The organism is Oceanobacter sp. 3_MG-2023 (genome assembly GCF_030688925.1).
Lineage (GTDB): Bacteria > Pseudomonadota > Gammaproteobacteria > Pseudomonadales > Oceanobacteraceae > Oceanobacter.
The window spans coordinates 107,573-123,946 of record NZ_JAUYVX010000013.1 but is presented as its reverse complement, the minus strand read 5'-3'; the positions used below and the strand labels follow the sequence as shown (position 1 = coordinate 123,946).

Genomic DNA, 16,374 nt, shown 5'->3' with positions numbered 1-16,374 from the left:
GTGAAGCAGACATGCGCCGCCAACATTGGCTTCACTGTTGGCGGGATAATAAAAACCCGGACAACAAACGCTGCAGAATACAGCGTCTATCGATCCGGGTATCAAGGAGCCTAGAGTACGCCCAGTGCTTCTGCCAGTTGGTCTGCTGGCATATAGCCAGGGAACAGACGGCCATCGTCAACAATAATGGCTGGGGTGCCATTCACACCCAGTTGTCGACCCATCAGGTACTGCTCTGCAATCGGTTCATTACATGCTGTACTCGCCTGCATATTGGCAACCAGTGTCTGCTGTAATTCATTTACGCGCTTCTGCACGGCAGCATCCCCTGCACGCAACTGCCGACTCAGCGAGTTCAGTTCACTCTGGGCATTTTTCATATCGGTCATGGCTGTCTTGCGATCATCCTGACACCAGACGTAGTTAATTTTCTGGAATGACTGGGTCAGCTGGCCAGTATTGGGATCCTGAATACCGGAACGAGGGTACGCCAGGTAACGCACGGTAATGCCCAGTTCATTAATACGCGGAATTTCCTTGTGCAGCTTCTGGCAATAACCGCAGTCAATATCAGTGAAAACGTTGATCAGTGCTTTTTGTTTGCCTTTGGCCGGGAACAGGACGGTATCGGTATCGGCAATGGTTGCCATGCTTTCGGCACGACGCGGATTCATACGCTCTTGCGTCACATTGACCGCGTGTGGGCCATCAATGGCAATCAGTTCATCACGATAGATAAGATGGCTGGCATCCGGCGTCATATACAGTGCCGGGCCACCTTCCAGAATCACTTCCAGGATCTGGTTATTGGCAATCAGACTGGTACCTTCCACTTTTACCTGTGGCCCATACACCTGTTGTAAATGGGATTCTGCCAGTGTCCGGATTGCCGCGGCAGCAGCCTGAGTCGGTTCTGCTGCATCCGAATCGTTACAGGCGGTCAGACCAACCACCAAAAACGACAACAATAATTTCTTCATTGTGTCCTACACCCTGTTGTCAGGAATAAATTTCGGTTTTGAAGCCGGAGAGGGTCATTGGTTCCAACCAATTCATAGCGATCTTGCCAATACTGTTTTACAGCCATAAAAAAACGGGCACAAGGCCCGTTCTTTCCAAACAAGAAGGTTATACCTTCTCTTTGATACGTGCAGATTTACCGCTACGTTCACGCAGGTAGTACAGTTTCGCCTGACGCACATCACCACGACGTTTGACAGCCATGCTGTCAATCTGTGGGCTGTGAGTCTGGAAAGTACGTTCTACGCCAACACCGTGAGAGATTTTACGGACGGTGAAAGCAGAGTTCAGGCCGCGGTTACGCTTGCCAATCACTACACCTTCAAACGCCTGCAGACGCTCACGGGTACCTTCTTTTACCTTAACCTGTACAACCACAGTATCACCTGGGCCGAATTCAGGAACGGATTCTTTCAGCTGGGCGTTCTCAATCTGCTGAATGATTGGGTTCTTGTTGCTCATTGTATGCTCCTTAACAGTCTGGCGATTTGGTGTCAGATTCACTCACTCGTTCGCTCAGATACTCTGTCAATAACCTATGTTGTTCGTTACTCAGTTCCAGCGTGTCCAGTAAATCCGGTCGACGCTCCCAGGTTCTGCCAAGAGACTGTTTCAGCCGCCATAGGCGGATTTTCTCGTGGTTGCCACTCAGTAATACCGCAGGGACAGATTGTCCGTCGTACACTTCCGGACGAGTATAATGGGGACAGTCGAGCAGGCCTTCCATAAAGGAGTCCTGCTGGGCCGACAAGTCATGCCCAAGTACACCCGGCACCAAACGAATCACCGCATCCATCAATGTCATTGCCGCCAGTTCACCGCCGCTGAGTACAAAGTCGCCAAGCGACCACTCTTCGTCGATTTCCTGCCCGATCAAACGTTCATCAATGCCTTCGTATCGTCCCGATACCAGAATCAGCTTGTCGTGTTGTGCCAGTTCCAGCACCCCCGCCTGATCCAGTTTGCGCCCTTGCGGTGACAGATAAATCACTCGCGCCGGTTTCCCTGGTTGCTGATCTGCCGCTTCACGAGCGGCGGCAATGGCATCCTGCAGCGGCTGGATTTTCATCAGCATGCCGGGGCCACCACCGTAAGGACGATCATCGACGGTCTGGTAGTTGTCGTACGCAAAATCACGGGGATTCCAACGCTCGACAGCAATCTGTCCCTGCTTCACTGCCCGTCCGCTGACACCATAATCGGTGAGCGAATTGAACATATCCGGAAACAGGGAAACAACGCCAAACCACATCGTGTGGGCCTCTATACCGGTGCTGTCAAAACAGCACTGGTCAGTAATCTGCTTCCCATTCGACCTGGATCACCTTGCTTTCAAGGTCGACATCCAGAACGATGGTATCTACGTAGGGGATCAGGCGTTGTTGCTGATCGATACTGCCTTCGCAGCTCGTCAGTTTCATTACCTGGTTACCACCACCAGAATCAAACAGCTCTTTTACCTTGCCCAGCAGCTGACCCTGGGTATTCTCTACCTTCAGATCTTCCAGCTGGAACCAATAAAATTCATCGTCGTCGGGTTCGGGTAATTGCGAGGTATAAACGGCAATCTCGGTTTGAGACAGCGCCAGCGCCGCATCGCGGTCTGCTATACCTTTCAGTTTTACCACAATCCCTTTGCTTTGGGTTTGGCTTGCTTCCACTTCAAACGTCCGCCACTCACCATTGATACTCAATAGCCAGATCGGGTAGTCCAGAATGTTGCTCACCGGATCGGTAAAGGAATACACCTTGACCCATCCCTTGATGCCAAATGCAGTCGAGATCTTGCCCAGAACGGTAATTTCCTGGTCAGTCACCGACGCTCCCTCAGCTGGCACGAATTAAGCTTCAGCGTCAGCTGCAGGAGCAGCAGGCTGGGCTTTACGTGCATCTTTGAGCAGTTTGGCAACACGCTCGGTAGGCTGAGCACCACGAGCCAGCCAGAAATCAACACGTTCCAGATCGATACGCAGGCCTTCTTCGGAGCCACGAGCAACCGGGTTAAAGAAACCCATACGCTCGATAAAGCGACCGTCGCGAGGACAACGCGAATCCGCTACGTTGATGTGATAAAAAGGACGTTTTTTTGAGCCACCACGGGCCAGACGAATAACTACCATAAAAAAGATCTACTCCGATCGTTTTATCAAGCGGAATCCCAGTCAGCGTTGGTCTGAAAAACAGAGTCACACTACCGGATATTCCGGGTGGCGGGTTTTGGAATCGCCCGCCGTTCAACATCTTTCCCGCTTGCCAATCATGCTGTTATCGCCCGGAGGCGATTCATCTCAATCCGGATACAGGCGAAAAAGGCCTATTAAAAGGGGCGCAGATTGTATGCTGGATAGATCAGGAAGTAAACGACAGTTTGCCGGCACTTGCCCGGACACACTCCCGCCAGACCAAAGCCCAACAGCGCTTCAGGTGCTGGCCTTGTCGGCGGCAGAATGATCCGGGGTGGTATCGGTGCTTTTCGCCTTGAGTGGCTTCGATGGCTTGACCATCACAGAGGCCACGGCAGCCACCAGCATCGACACCCCCAACACCGCAAATGCCTCGTTGTAAGACATCACCGAGGCCTGCTGTTGCACCTCGGTTGCGACCTGAGACAATACTTGCGGCGCCTGTGCTGGCAGCCCCATTTGCTGCCCCAGCAGTGCCAGATAATCCAGCGTCGATTGGCTATTGGCCACCAGCGTCTCGCGAATTTCCGCACCATGCAGGTCAGTGCGTTTTTGCAACAGGGTTGCCAGGCCAGCAATACCTATCGCTCCACCCAGGTTACGCATCACGTTAAACAACGTCGACGCCGAAGCAACATCCTGCGGCGGTAATGCCGCTGCCGACATTAATGACAGCGGCACCATGATAAACGGCTGCCCTAACGCCCGCAGCAATAACGCCGGAATCAGATAACTGCCATCATAGTCCATGCTCATATGCATATTCATAAACAGGCTCATCCCCATGACCACAAACCCGATCGCTACCAAAAAACGGGCCTGCACAAACTTGAGAATTCTGGGGATCAACGGAAAAAACGGCAATTGTGGAAAGCCAACCCACATCAGTACCAGGCCAATATCCAACGCAGTGTAATCATGTAATGACGCCAGATACAAAGGCACCAGATACACGGAACCAAACAGCCCGAATCCCAGCATCAGATACGCCACACAGGCCAGACTGAAATCCTTGTTGGCAAACAGGCGCAGATTCACCAATGGAAACGGCACCCGTAACTGGTGTCGTACAAACAGTACCAGCGATAACGATGACACCAGCGCTAACCAGCGAATGTACTCAGCCTCAAACCAGTCATCCTTGGCGCCTTCTTCCAATACCAGCTGCAAACACCCCAATCCCAGCGCCATGGTGACCATGCCCAGTACATCTATCCGGGCTAGCTGGGTGTCATCAACCTTGCGTTTCTCCAGCCCCATGGTCAGCAGGGTGATCACAGCGGCCCCGGGTATGACATTGAGGTAAAAGAGATAATGCCAGCTGAATGTTTCTGTTAACCAGCCTCCCAGTGTCGGGCCAATACTGGGAGCGAAGGTTGCTGTGACACCAAACAGCGCCATCCCGACCGGGCGTTTGTCCAGCGGCAGCAAGGTCACAATCAGGTTAAACGCCATCGGAATCAGCGCGCCGCCGGTAAATCCCTGCAACGCCCGGAATACAATCATGCTCTCGAGGTTCCAGGCCAGCGAACAGGCCAGCGAGGCCGCCACAAACGCCGCACTGTTCCACACCAGATAACGCCGCGGCGACAGCCAGGCGGCAAAAAAGCCGGTCAATGGGATAGCGATCATTTCAGCCACCAGGTACGAGGTCGCAATCCAGGAGGATTCCTCCAGAGTGGCACCCAACGCCGCCTGAATATCTTTCAACGAAGAATTGGTGATCTGAATATCGAGAATGGCCATAAAGGCACCCAACAGGGCACCAGCAATCGCTAACCAGTAGCGCGGAAAACGCTCAGTCACACGCTACTCAGCCACAGCGGCAGTAAAAACAGCAGCGTCAACCGACATGCCAGGGCGCAGCATCGAGGTATCCTGACCGTCCTCAAACACCAGCTTGACCGGTAATCGTTGTACCACCTTGGTGAAGTTACCCGTTGCATTCTGAGGAGGCAGCAGAGCAAATTCTGAACCGGTGGCCGCAAAAAAACTGTCAACATGGCCTTTGAGTATCAGATCAGGCAAGGCATCAACCCGGATTTCAACCGCTTGTCCGACTTGCATCTCGGCCACCTGGGTTTCCTTGAAATTGGCATATACCCAAACCGGGTGAGTCACCAGACTCATCAAGCGGGCACCGGGTGCCACACTCTGTCCCAGCTGAATCTGGCGGCTGGTGATTATCCCATCACGGGGAGCCACAATGGTGCAGTAATCCAGCATCAGCTGAGCCTGAGCCACCGCCGCCCGGGCTTCTGTCACACTGGCCTGTAACTGCGGAGCCTCGCCCTTGACCGCCACCAGATTGGCCTTGCGAGACGCCAGTTGGGCTTCGTTTTCGTGTAGCCGGGCCTCAGCCGAGGCCTGGGTCAGTTCGGCGGCATCAATGGCATCCTGCGATACATATTGCTGTTGTTTGAGTTGCTGCAGGCGCTTCAGTTGTTGTTGTGCGCGCCGGTATTCAGCCCGGGCACCTTCCAGCGAAGCCGCAGCTGAAGCGATTTGGGATTGTTCCGCCACTACCCGGTCGGCCAGATGTGTCAGTCGGGCCTGGGCTGCAGACAGCATGGCCTGCTGTTGCTGTAAACGGGTCAGATACAAGGCAGGGTCCAATGTCAGTAACACATCGCCTTGCTTCACCGCCCGATTGTCCTGGGCTTCCAGCGCCAGCACGGTTCCATCGATCCGGCTCATCACCGGTACAATATCGGCCTTGATGTAGGCATTGTCGGTATCTTCGCGGCCCTGATGCCACCACCACCAGTAACCCGCCAGACCGGTGACCAATAACAACAACAGAACAATCACTACTTTACGCATCGCCTTACATCACCCAGAGGAGCCAGAACAGGGCGCTAAACTAGCTTGCTATTTAACAAATTGGAAATTAAATTGTTTTCACATACTGTTCCATAACCGGCAACAACTGCGGTTATGCAAACAACCGTTACCACCACAATGATTACCATCATGACAACCACCATCATGATGATCACCATAACGGCGACCACGGTTATTATCGCAGCGCCACCCTGCCGACTGACCTTCCAGTCGGTGCAGGGCCACAGCGATAATCAAGGATAGCATCGGGGTAAAAGGCGAGCGGAAAGACGCAATAAAAGTCAGGAGTTAGCGATAGCGCTACAGCTCCGACAGGATTTCCGCACGTTTGGTACGATATTCCTGTTCGCTGAGCAGGTTCTTCTCACGCAGGGTTTGCAACCGCAACAGGCGCTCTTCGACGGTTTTACCTTGCGCCGGTGGTACAACAACCTCTCGCTGCATGTTCTGATGCTGCTGGATTCTGTCATCACAGACATAATACCGCGCCGTCATCTTGGTTTTGGTAAAGTTCTTGTAGTTACCGGTTGCCATGCGTTTGCGATGATCACTCTGATTGGTCGAGGTAATCACTATCTGGTCAGCCCCGAACTCTGCGGCTGATTGCCGATGCTCCTGCTGACAATGCTGAATGCCATTACGACCGTTGTTGATACAGGTGCTCTGCTTGACCATACGGCAGCGTTGTTCATCCACAGATTTTTTAATTTCTACCGCTTGAGCCGTCACGCTGGCACTGACACCCAGCAATACTACCGCCAACATCTTTTTCATGATTTGTCTCGTCATTACTGCCGTTGCCATAACTACCAGAACCACCCGACTTCCTATAAATCGCTGCGGCGTAGCTCGGGCTTGTGATAACGGCCGGTTAATAGAGCCAATCCGCTGCCCCAAAGGCTGGCGGATTGGCAGTAGTGCCTGCGTTGACCGGTAAAGAGAAGCCGGATCAGGCAGTTCAGTTCTCTTCACACCAGACGCGCGCGTTGCGGAACATACGCATCCAGGCACCGTCTTCGCTCCAGGGTTCGCCATCCGCTCCAAGTGGAATATACGAATTCTGGATAGCACGGAATACGCGCTCCGGGTGCGGCATCATGATCGTTACCCGACCATCAGCCGCGGTCAGACCGGTAATACCTTCTGGCGAGCCGTTCGGGTTGAGCGGATATTGCTCTGTGACCTTGCCATAATGATCAACATAACGCAGCGCCACTTGGCCGGCCAGTTCACTGAGATCCGCTTGTGAGCCAAACTCTGCCCGGCCTTCACCATGCGCCACCGCAATCGGCATGCGCGAACCAGCCATGCCCGCAAGGAACACGGAATCGGATTCCTGCACTTCGACCATCGCCACCCGTGCTTCAAATTGCTCGCTCATATTGCGCACAAAATGTGGCCAGTGTTCAGCACCCGGTATCAGTTCGTGCAGGTTTGACAACATCTGACAACCATTACAAACCCCGAGGGCAAAAGTATCTGGGCGTGCAAAGAAGGCTGCAAACTGGCTACGGGCCTGATCGTTAAACAAGATCGACTTGGCCCAGCCTTCCCCGGCACCCAATACGTCACCGTAAGAGAACCCGCCACAGGCCACCAGCCCACGGAAGCTTTCCAGCGTCACAGCCCCTGACAGTATATCGCTCATATGCACGTCAACAGTGGCAAACCCGGCGCGATCAAACGCAGCCGCCATTTCGATCTGGCCGTTAACCCCTTGTTCCCGCAGGATGGCCACTTTCGGAGCATCGGCAAATATTGAATCGGGCAAATCTGCCGTAATATCCTCGTTCACATCAAAGCTTAACTCGGCGTGAATCCCGGGGTTGTCGCTGTCCAGCAGGGCATCAAACTCTTGCTGGGCGCAGTCGGCGTTGTCGCGCAGCGCCTGCATACGGAAACTGGTTTCTGCCCAGACTCGATGCCAGCGAGTGCGGGATTCACTGAGGAATTCTTCATCCTGAAAGCTGAAGGTGATCTGGTCATCGTCATTGGCGGCACCAATCACAGCGGTGCAATCTCCCAGACCGGCGGCTTCAAATTGAGCCAGTACGGCTTCCAGATCGTCACGACGTACCTGCATCACAGCGCCCGGCTCTTCGGCAAACAGTGCTGCTGCCAGCTCGGACGGGGTATCGGCCAGCAGATCCATGGAAATATCCAGACCTGCGTGACCGGCAAACGCCATTTCCACCAGGGTAGCAAACAACCCACCATCTGAGCGGTCGTGATACGCCAGCAACTTGCCGTCGGCATTCAACCCTTGCACCACAGCAAAGAAAGCCTGCAAGTCTTCGGCATCGTCGAGATCGGCCGGAATGTCTCCGACTTGCTGATACACCTGGGCCAGACAAGAGGCTCCCAGGCGGTTCTGGCCACGGCCCAGATCCACCAGAATCAGGTCAGAGGCCATGTCTTTCTGAATTTGTGGTGTCAGAACCAGGCGGGCATCCGATACTGGCGCAAAGCCTGTAATCACCAGAGACATGGGGGAAGTCACCGCCTTGTCCAGGCTATCGCCCTGTTCGTTGGTGTCTTGCCAGCGGGTTTTCATCGACATGGAGTCTTTGCCCACTGGAATGGTCACTTGCAGCTCGGGGCAGAGCTCCATCCCAACGGCTTTTACCGTGGCGTACAGTTTCTCGTCTTCACCCTCGTGACCAGCCGCACACATCCAGTTGGCTGACAGCTTGATGTCGGCTAACCGGGCAATCGGTGCCGCCGCCAGGTTGGTGATGGCTTCCGCCACTGCCAGTCGACCGGATGCCGGTGCATCCAGCAATGCAACCGGAGTACGCTCCCCCATCGCCATGGCTTCACCGACATAACTGTCGTAAGACGCAGTGGTTACCGCCACGTCTGCGACTGGCACCTGCCAAGGGCCAACAAATTGGTCACGGGCAACGGTACCGGTAATGGAGCGGTCACCAATGGTGATCAGAAAGGACTTGCTGGCAACCGTTGGCAAGGTCAGTACCCGCTCCGCCGCTTCGGCCAGATCAATACCTGTCGTATCAAACGGCGTTGCCGCTGTGGCACGAGTGCTGGCATCCCGGTGCATACGCGGTGGCTTGCCCAGCAACACCTGCAATGGCATATCCACGGGCTTGTTGCCAAAGTGGCTGTCGGTCACGGTCAGATGTTCTTCTTCGGTGGCGTAACCCACCACGGCATAAGGACAACGCTCACGCTGACAGATGGCATCAAAGGTGGCCAGTTCCTGCTGCGGCACCGCCATCACGTAACGTTCCTGGGATTCATTCGACCAGATAGCCCGTGGGCTCATGCCTGGCTCATCATTCGGGACGTTACGCAGTTCAAACTGACCGCCACGTCCACCGTCCCCCACCAGCTCAGGGAAAGCGTTGGAGATACCACCAGCACCCACATCGTGAATAAAGGCAATCGGGTTCTGCTCGCCTTTCTGCCAGCAGCGATCAATCACTTCCTGGCACCGGCGTTCCATTTCTGGGTTTTCACGCTGTACGGAAGCAAAATCGAGATCGGCATTGGACTGGCCAGAGGCCATCGACGACGCTGCGCCACCGCCCAGGCCAATCTGCATCGCCGGGCCACCCAGCACAATCAGGGCAGCACCGACAGGAATATCACCCTTTTGTACATGCTCATCACGAATATTGCCGTAACCACCGGCAATCATGATCGGCTTGTGATAACCCCGGACTTCACCATCGTGTTGCAGTTCAAAAGTACGGAAGTAACCACACAGGTTCGGGCGGCCAAATTCATTATTAAATGCCGCACCACCCAATGGGCCATCCGTCATGATATCGAGAGCCGAGACAATCCGGTCCGGCTTGCCATACTGGCTTTCCCATGGCTGTTCAAAGCCGGGGATTTTGAGATCGGAAACCGTAAAACCGGTCAGGCCTGCTTTGGGCTTGGAGCCACGGCCTGTTGCCCCTTCATCACGAATCTCGCCACCAGAACCGGTGGCCGCCCCGGAGTGTGGTGCAATCGCGGTTGGGTGGTTATGGGTTTCCACCTTCATCAGGATATGCATGGCTTCTTCGTGATAGCCGTACTGACCGGACTGCTCCGTCCCCATCGGGTTCGGGAAGAAGCGCCCTGCCTGATGACCACGGATCACCGACGCGTTGTCTTTATAGGCAGAGAGAATATTGTCGTGATAACACTCGTAAGTGTTCTTGATCATCTGGAACAGGGATCTGTCCTGCTCCTGACCATCAATGGTCCAGCTGGCGTTAAAAATCTTGTGACGACAATGCTCGGAATTAGCCTGGGCAAACATCATCAGCTCAACGTCGGTCGGGTTACGCCCCATGATCTTGTAGTTATCAACCAGATAATCCACTTCATCATCGGCCAGGGCCAGGCCCAGCTCTTTATCTGCCGCCAACAGCGCCTCGCGACCACCACTCAGCACATCCACTGTCGTCAAGGGTGCCGGTTCGGCATGGGAGAACAGCGCCGCGGCGCCATCGTGGTGGTCAAGAACCACTTCAACCATACGATCATGCAAGACGGCGGTCACCGCATCACGATCAGCAGCACGGCTGCCAGTGACGTAATAGGCGATACCCCGCTCCAGCCGCAACACCTTATCCAGGCCACAGTTATGGGCAATATCCGTGGCTTTCGATGACCAGGGAGAAATGGTGCCAAAACGGGGAATGACCAGAAATAAATCCGCCTCATCCATAAAGCCGGATTCCACGCTGTCAGCCTTGGGGCCATAACGAAGAATTCGCTCCAGAATCAGGTGCTCATGGTCAGCCAGATCGGCTTTGAGATCAGCAAAATGAACGAACTCGGCATAGACGCCAGTAACGGATGGAACTGCGTTCTGCAGTTTGCTGAGAATTCTGGATTGACGAAATTCCGAAAGCGCTGGTGCGCCACGCAGCTCAAGCATTGTGCCTTGACTCCAGGGGTGGGGCCGAAAATACGGGAAAAAATGAGGCCAAATGATACTGGATAGCAATCAACTCTGCTACCAGATGGCATCGTCTGAGCGACTGCGGCAACAGAGTTTTTCTGTTCTGATTACCGGATAAACTGATAAGAAAAGCAGCTACTCCGTGCTGAAAGCAGCCAAAAACAGGACAAAACAGTCCGACACAAGCGCACCACTCCGGCTGTCAGCAAGCGGCTTGCTGCGCTTGTCTGATTCGTGGCCATGGCACGCCCAAATGCGATGAAACCGGGCTTTATGGCGAATAAACAACCAGCAAAACCATCCTTATTGTCTTGATAACCACGATCAGATCACGATTAAACCACCTGCCATTGACAACACCTATTGCCACCATTCAGAGAAGCTCTTGGCTCAACGATTGTTTTTTAACCAACTTATGGTGTAAAATGGAACAATAATTGCTGCCACGCACCAGATTAGTGCAGGAGAGCACGATAGTTAATAATGGAGCCAACCTTACATGCTGATGAAATCAGTCAAACTGCTAACGGGTCTGATGACTCTGCTGGTCTGCCTTACCGCGATCACAGGTAGTGTACGCCCGACACAGTTAGAGCAAATACGGATGCACGGTGAAATCACCATGATTACCCGTAACAGCCCAGTGACCTACTACGAAGACCGTACAGGCCCGTCAGGCTATGAACTGGAACTGGCTCAGGCATTTGCCGACTATCTTGGTGTGCGACTGAATGTACAGGTGGCCGACAACCTGACTGGCATATTCACAGCATTAAATGCCGACCAGGCACAGTTTGCTGCCGCTGGCCTGGCTGTTACACCAGAACGTCAACGCTGGTTCCGTTTCAGCGAACCCTACCAGCAAGTCCGTGAACACGTGATCTATCGCCGTGGCACCCAGCGCCCACGCAAGCTCGACGACATGCTCAGCGGTATGATTGTAGTCCCGGCGTCATCCAGCCATGCCCAGACATTGCGTCGTGCCCAGGTGGATGAACGTCCAGAGCTGAGCTGGAGCGAAACCGGCGAGCTGGATATTACCGATTTGATGCATATGGTTGCTAATGGTGATATCGACTACACCCTGGTCAACTCCAACGAATTCAATATGCTGCAAGCCTATATCCCCAATATCGGTATCGGCTTCACCATTGATAATGAACGCTCACTGGCCTGGGCATTCCAGCACAATCGTGACAACTCCTTGCTCAATGCTTCACGAGAATTTTTTCAGTCACGCCAGACTCGCCAACAACTGGCAACGCTGAACGAGCGCTACTACGGCCATCTCGATGAGCTGAACTATGTCGGTGCCAAGCGTTTCTTGCGCCAGACTGTACGCAAGCTCGATCGTTACAAGCCGTATTTTGAACGATCCGCCAACGACAACCAGTTTGACTGGCGTCTGCTGGCAGCAGTGGGTTATCAGGAAAGCCACTGGAACCCGCTGGCAACCAGCTACACCGGCGTACGGGGCTTGATGATGCTGACCAATGCGACCGCAGGTGACCTTGGTGTCAGTGATCGTCTCGACCCAGAGCAAAGCATTCTTGGTGGCGGACGCTATCTGAACAGTTTACGTAACCGCCTGGGTACCCAGGTAGCCGAACCGGATCGTACCTGGATGACGCTGGCTTCCTACAATATTGGTTATGGCCACTTGCAGGACGCTCGCCGTCTGGCCTACGAAATGGGTGGCAATCCGAACCTGTGGCGCGATGTGAAAGAAGCTTTGCCACTGCTGAGCCAGAAGCGTTACCACAAAAACACCCGTTACGGTTACGCCCGTGGCAGTGAAGCCGTTGATTATGTCCAGAACATCCGCCGCTACTACGACGTACTGGTCTGGAATGACGAACAGGCTCTGCAGATTGCATCAACAGACAACGACAACCTGCACTTGTCCTCTTCCATGACTGTGGTACCGCCACTGCTCTGAATAACGGAAGCAGCCTGCCTGGCAAAAACCGCCGGACAACAGCCATAAAAAAACCGCAGCCCTTGTCTGGCTGCGGTTTTTTTATGCTGCTCAATCAGTGAGATTGGCGATCAGCGGTTACGATGATTTTTTATGACCACTCCAGACACCGCTGACATCTTCACCAGCCGCCTGGGCATCAGCGTGATACGAAGAACGTACCATTGGCCCGCTGGTTACCCGGCTAAAGCCCATTTCCTTGGCAATATTACCCAGCTCATCAAATTCTTCCGGTGTCACAAAACGCTCAACAGGCAAGTGTTCACGGCTTGGCTGCAAATACTGTCCCATGGTGATGTGGTCGACCAGATGAGCGCGCATATCCTTCATCACTTCGATCACTTCTTCGTTGGTTTCACCCAGGCCCAGCATCAAGCCAGACTTGGTGGGTACATCGGGGCGACGTTGCTTGTAGTTTTTCAGCAAGTCCAGTGACCACTGGTAATCGGAACCTGGACGGCTTTTTTTGTACAGGCGAGGCACGGTTTCCAGGTTGTGGTTAAACACATCCGGTGGCGTTTGCTCCAGCGTATCCAGTGCAACATCCATACGACCACGGAAGTCCGGCACCAGTACTTCAATCTTGATACTCGGGCTGTGTTCACGGGTCAGGGAGATACAATCAGCAAAATGCTGGGCACCGCCATCGCGCAAATCGTCACGGTCGACCGAGGTCACTACAACGTATTTCAGCCCCATATCCGCAATTGCCAGTGCCAGGTTTTTCGGCTCATCAACATCCAGCGGATTCGGGCGACCATGGCCAACATCACAAAACGGGCAACGACGGGTACAGATATCACCCATAATCATAAACGTTGCCGTACCGCCACCAAAACACTCACCCAGGTTCGGGCAGCTGGCTTCTTCGCATACGGTGTGCAATTTGTGTTTGCGCAGCTTGGCCTTGATATCACTGATTGCCGGGGTAGCCGGAATACGCACCCGAATCCAATCGGGTTTGCGTGGCATTTCTTCGGTAGGAATCACTTTAATCGGGATACGGGCAACCTTGTCAGCACCACGTAATTTTTGCCCTTGTACCGCTTTTACTCGTTCAGTCATCTGTTTACCCCAGCCTGCCCGGTCAGCGGGATCACCGCAACCAGGATGTATAATTTGGATCTGGCGCGGCAGATTATGCCGGGCGCGTGATCGTTGTGAAACCCAGGTGACGGATCAGCTGTTGTTCCAGCTGCCCAGCCACCTGATCGATGTTTAATCCGGCGTTTGGTGCTTCCCGAACCACCTGTGTCATTTCCAGCCCGGCGTAACCACAGGGGTTGATACGCAAGAAAGGCGTCATATCCATATCCACATTCAGCGCCAGACCATGAAAGGTACGGCCATTACGAATGCGCAGTCCCAGCGAGGCAATCTTGCGACCGTCGACATAAACCCCTGGCGCATCAGCTTTGGCAGCCGCATCAATACCCCATTGGGCCAGCGTCGCAGCGATCGATTCTTCCATGGCGGTCACCAAGGCCCGCGGACCAAGGCCAAGACGCTTGATATCCAGTAACAGATAAACCACCAGCTGGCCTGGGCCATGATAGGTCACCTGACCGCCGCGATCTGTCTGTACCACGGGAATATCCCCAGGCACCAGCACATGCTCGGCCTTGCCAGCCTGACCCTGGGTAAAGACGCCAGGATGCTGTAAAAACCAGATTTCATCCGTGGTCTCGGGTTGACGCCGGGCCGTAAAAGACACCATTTCCTCATAGCAGGGCTGATAATCAACCAGCCCCAGCTGACGAACCACCACCTCTGGCATCAGATCACCATATGCACCAGTTCGTGAGCACTCAGCTCTTTATGTAGCGCTTCCAGCTGCTCGATACCCGTCGCAGTAATATAAATTGTCAGCGACTGGAAATTACCCTTGCTGCTGTCACGCACCTGGATTTTCTCAAGATCGAACCCCGGAGCGTGGAGATGGAAAATATCCAGCACGACCTGGCGATAATTATCCGTGCCCTTGCCAACAACCTTGACGGGGTAATTGGCGCAGGGAAATTCGATTTTCGGCGCTTCCTGGGTGGTTGCAGGCTGGCCGTCCGCCTTGATCAAAGCCATGTCGATTACCTCAACAGTCGTGTAAAGAACATCTCGATTTCACCCATCAGCTGACCAACCAGACCGGATTCTTCTACCGCACTGATGGCAATCAATGGACGCTCCTCGATAACTTCACCGTCTTTGCGGACCACCAGAGTGCCCACCACATCACCTGCGGCAATAGGCGCCTTGATGTATTCATCGGTGTTCAGCTCAACATCCAGATCGCCTTCAGTACCACGGGGTACGGTCAGATAAAGGTCATCCTTCACCCCCAGGTCGATCTGATCTTGCTGGCCGAGCCAGACTTTGCGCTGTTCCAGCACATCGTTGGCGCTGTACAGTTTGTGGGTCTGAAAATAACGGAAGCCATAGGCCAGCAGCTTCTGGGTTTCCCTGGCACGGGCATCGTCACTGCGGGTACCCATCACCACGGCGATCAGGCGCATATCATCCCGCACCGCGGATGCAGCCAGACAGAATCCGGCAGCTTCGGTATGGCCGGTTTTCAGGCCATCGACAGAGTCATCACGCCACAACAGCTTATTGCGGTTAGGTTGACGAATATCGTTGTATTCAAAGTATTTTTCAGAATACAGACCGTAATAGGCCGGGTGATCCTTGATGATATGCCACGCCAATGTGGCGATATCCCGTGCGGTTGAATGATGCTCTTCCGCAGGCCAGCCCGTTGCGTTCATGAAATGACTGTTGGTCATTCCCAGCTTGATGGCGTACTGGTTCATCCAGTCGGCAAATGCATCCTCAGAACCGGCAAAGTATTCTGCCACCGCCACCGAAGCGTCGTTGCCGGATTGCACAATAATGCCGCGCAGCAAGTCGATCAGTGAGACCTCCGTACCTTCGCGCACAAACATTTTGGAACCGCCCTTTTTCCAGGCGTTAACACTGATTGGCACCATGGTGTCATCCGTAACATTACCCGTCACCAGTTCGTGCACAGCAATATAGCTGGTCAGCATCTTGGTCAGACTGGCAGGCGGCAAGGTCTCGTCGGCATTGTGCTCGACCAGGACATTGCCACTCTCAGCATCAATCAGAATAAAGGCCCGCGCATCCAGATCAGGAGCTTTGGGAACAATAATGGCAGCCGAAGCACAGGCCGCACTCAAGTATAAAAACAGGCTTAGTAGATAGCGCATGACTCTTGACTAACAGTAGGAGAGTTGAGCCGGGCATTGTAACACGGCCACCAGAATTTGCAGTCCAGACGAGAACGACATATTGCCGTCATAAAGAGCTGCGATATACAGGGTCACTGAGTCAGGATAATTGAGCCAGTCAGACCCCCGCTGGCCGCAATCAGGCAGTAAAGACTATAGGCGCAGTTCGCACCCCGATTTACA

The 16,374-nt window shown here is 53.9% G+C and carries 15 protein-coding genes; 2 read left to right on the top strand and 13 right to left on the bottom strand.

Annotated elements, in window-relative coordinates; translation table 11 throughout:
* Window positions 1-110: 110 nt before the first annotated feature.
* From Q8W32_RS12875 to Q8W32_RS12845, 7 genes are all read right to left on the bottom strand, one after another.
* Complete coding sequence (locus Q8W32_RS12875; protein WP_303432421.1) at window positions 111-980, bottom strand: DsbC family protein; 870 nt, start codon at window positions 978-980, stop codon at window positions 111-113.
* A gap of 148 nt (window positions 981-1,128) precedes the next feature.
* Window positions 1,129-1,482, bottom strand: coding sequence for a 50S ribosomal protein L19 (gene rplS, locus Q8W32_RS12870; RefSeq protein WP_303432423.1), 354 nt, complete (start codon window positions 1,480-1,482; stop codon window positions 1,129-1,131).
* 10 nt (window positions 1,483-1,492) lie between these two features.
* Window positions 1,493-2,272 (bottom strand): tRNA (guanosine(37)-N1)-methyltransferase TrmD, encoded by a 780-nt coding sequence (gene trmD / locus Q8W32_RS12865; protein ID WP_303432425.1) that lies wholly within the window; start codon window positions 2,270-2,272, stop codon window positions 1,493-1,495.
* A 40-nt stretch (window positions 2,273-2,312) separates the two neighbouring features.
* Complete coding sequence (gene rimM, locus Q8W32_RS12860) at window positions 2,313-2,837, bottom strand: ribosome maturation factor RimM (protein ID WP_303432427.1); 525 nt, start codon at window positions 2,835-2,837, stop codon at window positions 2,313-2,315.
* Window positions 2,838-2,861: 24 nt separating this feature from the next.
* A complete protein-coding gene (gene rpsP / locus Q8W32_RS12855) occupies window positions 2,862-3,140 on the bottom strand; it encodes a 30S ribosomal protein S16 (RefSeq protein WP_303432428.1) in 279 nt (92 codons plus the stop codon).
* A 300-nt stretch (window positions 3,141-3,440) separates the two neighbouring features.
* Complete coding sequence (locus Q8W32_RS12850; protein ID WP_303432430.1) at window positions 3,441-5,009, bottom strand: DHA2 family efflux MFS transporter permease subunit; 1,569 nt, start codon at window positions 5,007-5,009, stop codon at window positions 3,441-3,443.
* 3 nt (window positions 5,010-5,012) lie between these two features.
* Window positions 5,013-6,026: an HlyD family secretion protein gene (locus Q8W32_RS12845; RefSeq protein WP_305415231.1), complete on the bottom strand. Its 1,014-nt coding sequence runs from the start codon at window positions 6,024-6,026 to the stop codon at window positions 5,013-5,015.
* Window positions 6,027-6,140: 114 nt separating this feature from the next.
* Here Q8W32_RS12845 and Q8W32_RS12840 point away from each other — a divergent pair, with 114 nt between their 5' ends.
* Window positions 6,141-6,290: a hypothetical protein gene (locus Q8W32_RS12840; RefSeq protein ID WP_303432434.1), complete on the top strand. Its 150-nt coding sequence runs from the start codon at window positions 6,141-6,143 to the stop codon at window positions 6,288-6,290.
* A 57-nt stretch (window positions 6,291-6,347) separates the two neighbouring features.
* Here Q8W32_RS12840 and Q8W32_RS12835 read toward each other — a convergent pair whose 3' ends face one another.
* The gene (locus tag Q8W32_RS12835; RefSeq protein WP_305415229.1) at window positions 6,348-6,821 is read right to left on the bottom strand and encodes a hypothetical protein; all 474 of its coding nucleotides are present in this window, start codon (window positions 6,819-6,821) and stop codon (window positions 6,348-6,350) included.
* A 184-nt stretch (window positions 6,822-7,005) separates the two neighbouring features.
* Entirely contained in the window at window positions 7,006-10,944 is a 3,939-nt protein-coding gene (gene purL / locus Q8W32_RS12830) for a phosphoribosylformylglycinamidine synthase (protein ID WP_305415228.1), read from the bottom strand.
* A gap of 523 nt (window positions 10,945-11,467) precedes the next feature.
* Between purL and mltF the strand changes: the two genes are divergently transcribed.
* Window positions 11,468-12,907: a membrane-bound lytic murein transglycosylase MltF gene (mltF, locus tag Q8W32_RS12825; RefSeq protein WP_305415227.1), complete on the top strand. Its 1,440-nt coding sequence runs from the start codon at window positions 11,468-11,470 to the stop codon at window positions 12,905-12,907.
* Between the two features lie 117 nt (window positions 12,908-13,024).
* Here mltF and lipA read toward each other — a convergent pair whose 3' ends face one another.
* The 4 genes from lipA to Q8W32_RS12805 all read right to left on the bottom strand — a co-directional run bounded on the left by lipA (window position 13,025) and on the right by Q8W32_RS12805 (window position 16,170).
* Window positions 13,025-14,011 carry a lipoyl synthase gene (lipA, locus tag Q8W32_RS12820; protein WP_303432445.1) on the bottom strand — a complete coding sequence of 329 codons (987 nt, stop codon included), beginning with the start codon at window positions 14,009-14,011 and terminating at the stop codon, window positions 13,025-13,027.
* A gap of 73 nt (window positions 14,012-14,084) precedes the next feature.
* Complete coding sequence (lipB, locus tag Q8W32_RS12815; RefSeq protein WP_305415226.1) at window positions 14,085-14,723, bottom strand: lipoyl(octanoyl) transferase LipB; 639 nt, start codon at window positions 14,721-14,723, stop codon at window positions 14,085-14,087.
* Window positions 14,723-15,025, bottom strand: a complete 303-nt coding sequence (locus tag Q8W32_RS12810; protein WP_303432451.1) for a YbeD family protein — start codon at window positions 15,023-15,025, stop codon at window positions 14,723-14,725. Before Q8W32_RS12810 ends, lipB begins: the two co-directional genes overlap by 1 nt.
* Window positions 15,026-15,030: 5 nt before the next feature.
* Window positions 15,031-16,170, bottom strand: coding sequence for a D-alanyl-D-alanine carboxypeptidase family protein (locus Q8W32_RS12805; RefSeq protein ID WP_305415225.1), 1,140 nt, complete (start codon window positions 16,168-16,170; stop codon window positions 15,031-15,033).
* Window positions 16,171-16,374 lie beyond the last annotated feature (204 nt).